The 4,422-nt window shown below is 48.4% G+C and carries 5 protein-coding genes and 1 pseudogene; 4 read left to right on the top strand and 2 right to left on the bottom strand.

What is annotated here, in order from left to right; genetic code table 11:
- On the bottom strand, window positions 1-476 hold a 476-nt coding region (locus tag ACEW8P_RS21055; protein ID WP_373515042.1), incomplete at its 3' end, for a YebC/PmpR family DNA-binding transcriptional regulator.
- A 198-nt stretch (window positions 477-674) separates the two neighbouring features.
- Here ACEW8P_RS21055 and ACEW8P_RS21050 point away from each other — a divergent pair.
- From ACEW8P_RS21050 to ahcY, 4 genes are all read left to right on the top strand, one after another.
- Window positions 675-1,130 (top strand): GNAT family N-acetyltransferase, encoded by a 456-nt coding sequence (locus ACEW8P_RS21050; protein ID WP_373515041.1) that lies wholly within the window; start codon window positions 675-677, stop codon window positions 1,128-1,130.
- A 447-nt stretch (window positions 1,131-1,577) separates the two neighbouring features.
- Window positions 1,578-1,880, top strand: a complete 303-nt coding sequence (locus ACEW8P_RS21045) for a DUF4286 family protein (protein WP_373515040.1) — start codon at window positions 1,578-1,580, stop codon at window positions 1,878-1,880.
- Window positions 1,881-2,013: 133 nt separating this feature from the next.
- Window positions 2,014-2,382, top strand: coding sequence for an HPF/RaiA family ribosome-associated protein (locus ACEW8P_RS21040; RefSeq protein ID WP_373515039.1), 369 nt, complete (start codon window positions 2,014-2,016; stop codon window positions 2,380-2,382).
- A gap of 268 nt (window positions 2,383-2,650) precedes the next feature.
- A complete protein-coding gene (gene ahcY / locus ACEW8P_RS21035; RefSeq protein ID WP_373515038.1) occupies window positions 2,651-3,970 on the top strand; it encodes an adenosylhomocysteinase in 1,320 nt (439 codons plus the stop codon).
- Between the two features lie 173 nt (window positions 3,971-4,143).
- Here ahcY and ACEW8P_RS21030 read toward each other — a convergent pair.
- Window positions 4,144-4,422: pseudogene (locus ACEW8P_RS21030) on the bottom strand (hypothetical protein); the annotation flags it as partial.

Below are 4,422 nucleotides of genomic sequence, written 5' to 3'. Positions count from 1 at the left end.
TCCGCGCCGTAGTCGATCAGTTCCAGTTCCAGTTCCTCGACGTTCTGACCCGTGTTGGCGATCTTAAAAATACACTTGCGATCAAAGAGGAAATCCAGCATCCCCATGGTACCCAGGCTGCCGCCGAGCTTGTTGAAGTAGCTGCGGACGTTGGCCACCGTGCGCGTAGGGTTGTCGGTGGTACTTTCGACCAGGATAGCGATGCCGTGCGGACCATAGCCTTCATACACCATTTCTTTGTAGTCGGCCTGGTCGCGTTCCGAAGCGCGCTTGATGGCCCGATCTACAGTGTCCTTGGGCATATTGGCCGCCCGGGCGTTCTGGATCAGTACCCGCAGCCGGGCGTTGGTGGCGGGGTCATCGGTACCTTCCTTTACGGCCAGCGTGATGTCTTTGCCAATGCGCGTAAATGTCTTGGCCATGTGGTCCCACCGCTTGAACATGCGGGCTTTTCGGTATTCAAATGCTCTTCCCATAGTTAATTTTGAATGATAGAATGAGTGAGTGAATGAATGTTGGACGCGATTTCTTTGGCTGGCGAACTATTTTTCATTCAAAACTCAACTTACAGATTGGTTTCATGCTACTTTGGCAAAAATACGAAACGTGGCTTTATTGCTGCTAATAATCTCTGTTCGTTATCCATATCTATTCGTTATCTATATCTATCATCTATGCAAGTCAATTGGATTCTTAAAAAATTTCCTGATTTGACGCTCGACGAACTATATGCGTTGCTGCGGCTGCGCAACGAGGTGTTTATCGTGGAGCAAGACTGCCCCTTTCCTGATCTAGACGGAAAGGATCAGGCGTGTCATCATTTGCTGGGTTTTTCCAAAGCCGATGGTTCGTTGGTTGCCTATACCCGGATCGTGCCGCCAGGCGTGGTTTACGACTTTGCCTCCATTGGGCGGGTGGCTACCAGTTTGGGCGTCCGCCGGTATGGGGCTGGTCGTGAACTGATGCGACGATCCATCGAGGCAGTTGAAAAATTGTACGGCGCGGTGCCAATTCAGATTGGCGCACAGCTTTACCTGAGAAAGTTTTATGAGTCTTTCGAGTTCAGGCAATTAGGCGATGTTTACCTCGAGGATGGCATCGAACACATTAAAATGCTGCGCAACGTATAGTTATGTTGTGGTCAGTTATGGTCATAAATAACGCTAGATTGAGGATTTTTTTACCAATATACGTTAAATCAAATACATAGCATATCGAATTTATGCATCTAGTTTTAAATTCAATTGCCTGATCAACAGATACTTACTTATGAACATCTGTAATAAAATTCCTTTTTGGCACAAAGCTTTTAATACAAATAACTGTCAAGCTATTGACACCCTGTGTATTGCGTAAATGTGCGGCTCTTCCAAAGACCCACTAGTTATATCACAGATAGAGGAGGGTTTACACGGAATGGCCTATCGTTTTACGATAGGCCATTTTTATTGGAGCAGTTATTGAATGTAGTGAGTCGAGGAGAAGCTGCCTTCGGAGGTATCGTTTATGGAACGGTATCCCTATATTGCCCTAAAACACCCTAACAAAGAAAGCCTAAAGCTTACAACCCCCGAAGTATGATTCTCTACAACACCACCTATAACATCAGCCGAATGGCCGAGAAAGACTGGCTCGACTGGATGAAAACCGTGCAGGTTCCCGCTATGATGGCTACCGGATTACCAACCGAACACAAAATGCTGCGGCTGCTGACCGAAATCGAGAACGAAGGCGTGACTTACTCGGTGCAGTATTGCTTTCGCACGATGGAAGACTACCTCGCCTACCAAACCGAGCATCAGGCCGATTTCCAGCAGCGCCATCACGAGCGTTATAAAGAACGCTACGTATCGTTTCGGACGCTTTTGGAGGAGGTTTAGCAGAATTGTAGATTTCGAGTTTGTTTTTTTTGCAAAAAATACGGCACAAGCTCTTGACATTGCGCCAGAAATTACCTTGATTGATTCCCTGATTTATTAGGAGGATTTTTGTTTCACTTAAACCTATGTGCTTATGAAATTGCAGATGCAAGCCATCCACTTCGACGCCGACGCGAGTCTGTTGGCGTTTATTCAGCAGAAAATGGATAAACTCGATACATTTTATGACCGTATCACGAGTGGAGAAGTGTTCCTCAAACTGGATGGAAACGAAACGAGCAAAGTCCATACTAAACTACTCGAAGTGAAGCTATACGTGCCGGGTGGTACTATGTTCGTCAAAGAACAGGGTTCAACGTTCGAGGAAGCCACCGACTTGGCGGTCGAAACGTTGAAAATTCAGGTCAAGAAATTCAAGAGCAAACGCCGCGATGGTCGTGCCCCGAAAGTGACAGAGGTCGCCGCTATTATAGAAGAAGAGAACGAGATAGAAGAAGTGTAGGCCGACGATGGGCCCTCGAGAAAGGCGGAGTTACCGAAAGGTGGCTCCGCCTTTTTTGTGATTTAGTCCTATTTCGATAAAGACAAATTATCCCCAATCACTAAACAAGTTGCATACTTTTACTTGGTTTTTGGGCAGAATTGCATTCTATTGGACAATTAATCTAATTTAAAAACTATAAAGTCAATTATCATCTACAATTCTTCCAAAAAAGAGTTTTATCTATTATTTTTGTACTTTATAAAGATTGCAAACCAAAAACCTGAATATGTCAACGACAACTGAAACTACCTACGTACCCTACAAAGTAAAGGACATCAATCTGGCCGATTGGGGCCGGAAAGAAATCGGGCTGGCTGAGGCTGAGATGCCCGGCTTGATGAAAATTCGTGAGGAATATGGTCCCGCGCAACCGCTAAAAGGCGCGCGCATTGCGGGCTGCCTGCACATGACGATTCAAACCGCCGTGCTGATTGAGACGCTCACTGCCCTCGGCGCGGACGTGACCTGGTCGTCCTGCAACATTTTCTCGACCCAAGATCACGCCGCTGCGGCTATTGCGGCTACGGGCGTTCCCGTTTACGCTTGGAAAGGAATGAACGAGGAGGAGTTCAACTGGTGCATCGAGCAAACGTTGTTCTTCGGTGAAGAGCGTCAGCCCCTGAACCTGATCCTGGACGACGGTGGTGACCTGACCAACATGGTCTTCGATGACTACCCTGAACTGATTGACGGCATTAAAGGCCTTTCCGAAGAAACTACTACGGGCGTACACCGCCTGTACGAGCGGATGAAGAAAGGCACCTTGCACCTGCCCGCTATCAACGTCAACGATTCGGTGACGAAGTCGAAATTCGATAACAAATACGGTTGCCGTGAGTCGCTCGTGGACGCCATCCGCCGCGCTACCGACCTGATGATGGCCGGAAAAGTGGCCGTTGTGGCTGGTTATGGTGACGTAGGAAAAGGCTCTGCCGAATCGCTCCGTGGTGTGGGCGTACGAGTATTGGTGACTGAAATCGACCCGATTTGCGCGCTGCAAGCCGCCATGGACGGTTTCGAAGTAGTAACGATGGACGAAGCCACTGAGCGCGCTAACATTTTCGTGACCGCCACCGGAAACTTCAACATCATCAGCGAGCGCCATTTCCGCAATATGCGCGACAAGGCCATCGTCTGCAACATCGGCCACTTCGACAACGAGATCGACATGGCGTGGTTGAATAAAACTTACGGCAGCACTAAATCGCAGATCAAGCCGCAGGTGGATATGTACACCATCGACGGCAAAGACATCATCGTGCTGGCCGAAGGTCGCCTGGTGAATCTGGGCTGCGCCATGGGTCACCCGTCGTTCGTAATGTCTTGCTCGTTTGCCAACCAAACTTTGGCACAAATCGAACTGTGGAACAACACGGATCAGTACGAAAATAAGGTATATGTTCTGCCTAAAGTACTTGACGAGAAGGTTGCTAAGCTGCACCTCGAGCACGTCGGCGCGAAGCTGGATACCCTCACGCCTGAGCAAGCCGAGTACATCGGCGTGACGTACGAAGGACCGTTCAAGCCGGAGACGTACCGTTATTAATTTTGAATTAGTGATTGAGTGAATTAGTGAATACTGGATTCCGCTAGTTCATACTTTAAGATAAAGCCCCGCCTGGAATGTTTTCCGGGCGGGGCTTTATCTTTGATAAGTAGTTTCATTACAGCGCGGGCTTCGCTATCATCACTCATCACTCATCACTCATCAATCATCACTCAATTCTCCCGCCCGTCCAACATCGGCAACTCCTTCGCGGGCGCGTCACTTTTGGCGAATTCAAGCGTGCGAATCGGAAACGGTATGGTAATGTCGTTGGCGTCGAAGGTCTTCTTGATGGCTTTGATGACCTCGCTCTTGGCGAGGGGTGGGCCGGCGACCTCTTGTTTAAGCCAGAACCAAATCAGAAAATTAATGCTGCTGTCGCCGAACTCGGTAAAGTGCAATTCGGCGGGTTTAAAATCACTCACGAATTCCAGCTTGTTCACCGCTTCCAG

The sequence above is a fragment of the Persicitalea sp. genome (assembly GCF_041751555.1).
Taxonomy (GTDB): Bacteria; Bacteroidota; Bacteroidia; order Cytophagales; family Spirosomataceae; genus Persicitalea.
The sequence above is the reverse complement of the archived record's forward strand: the minus strand, read 5'-3'. Positions and strand labels throughout refer to the sequence as shown.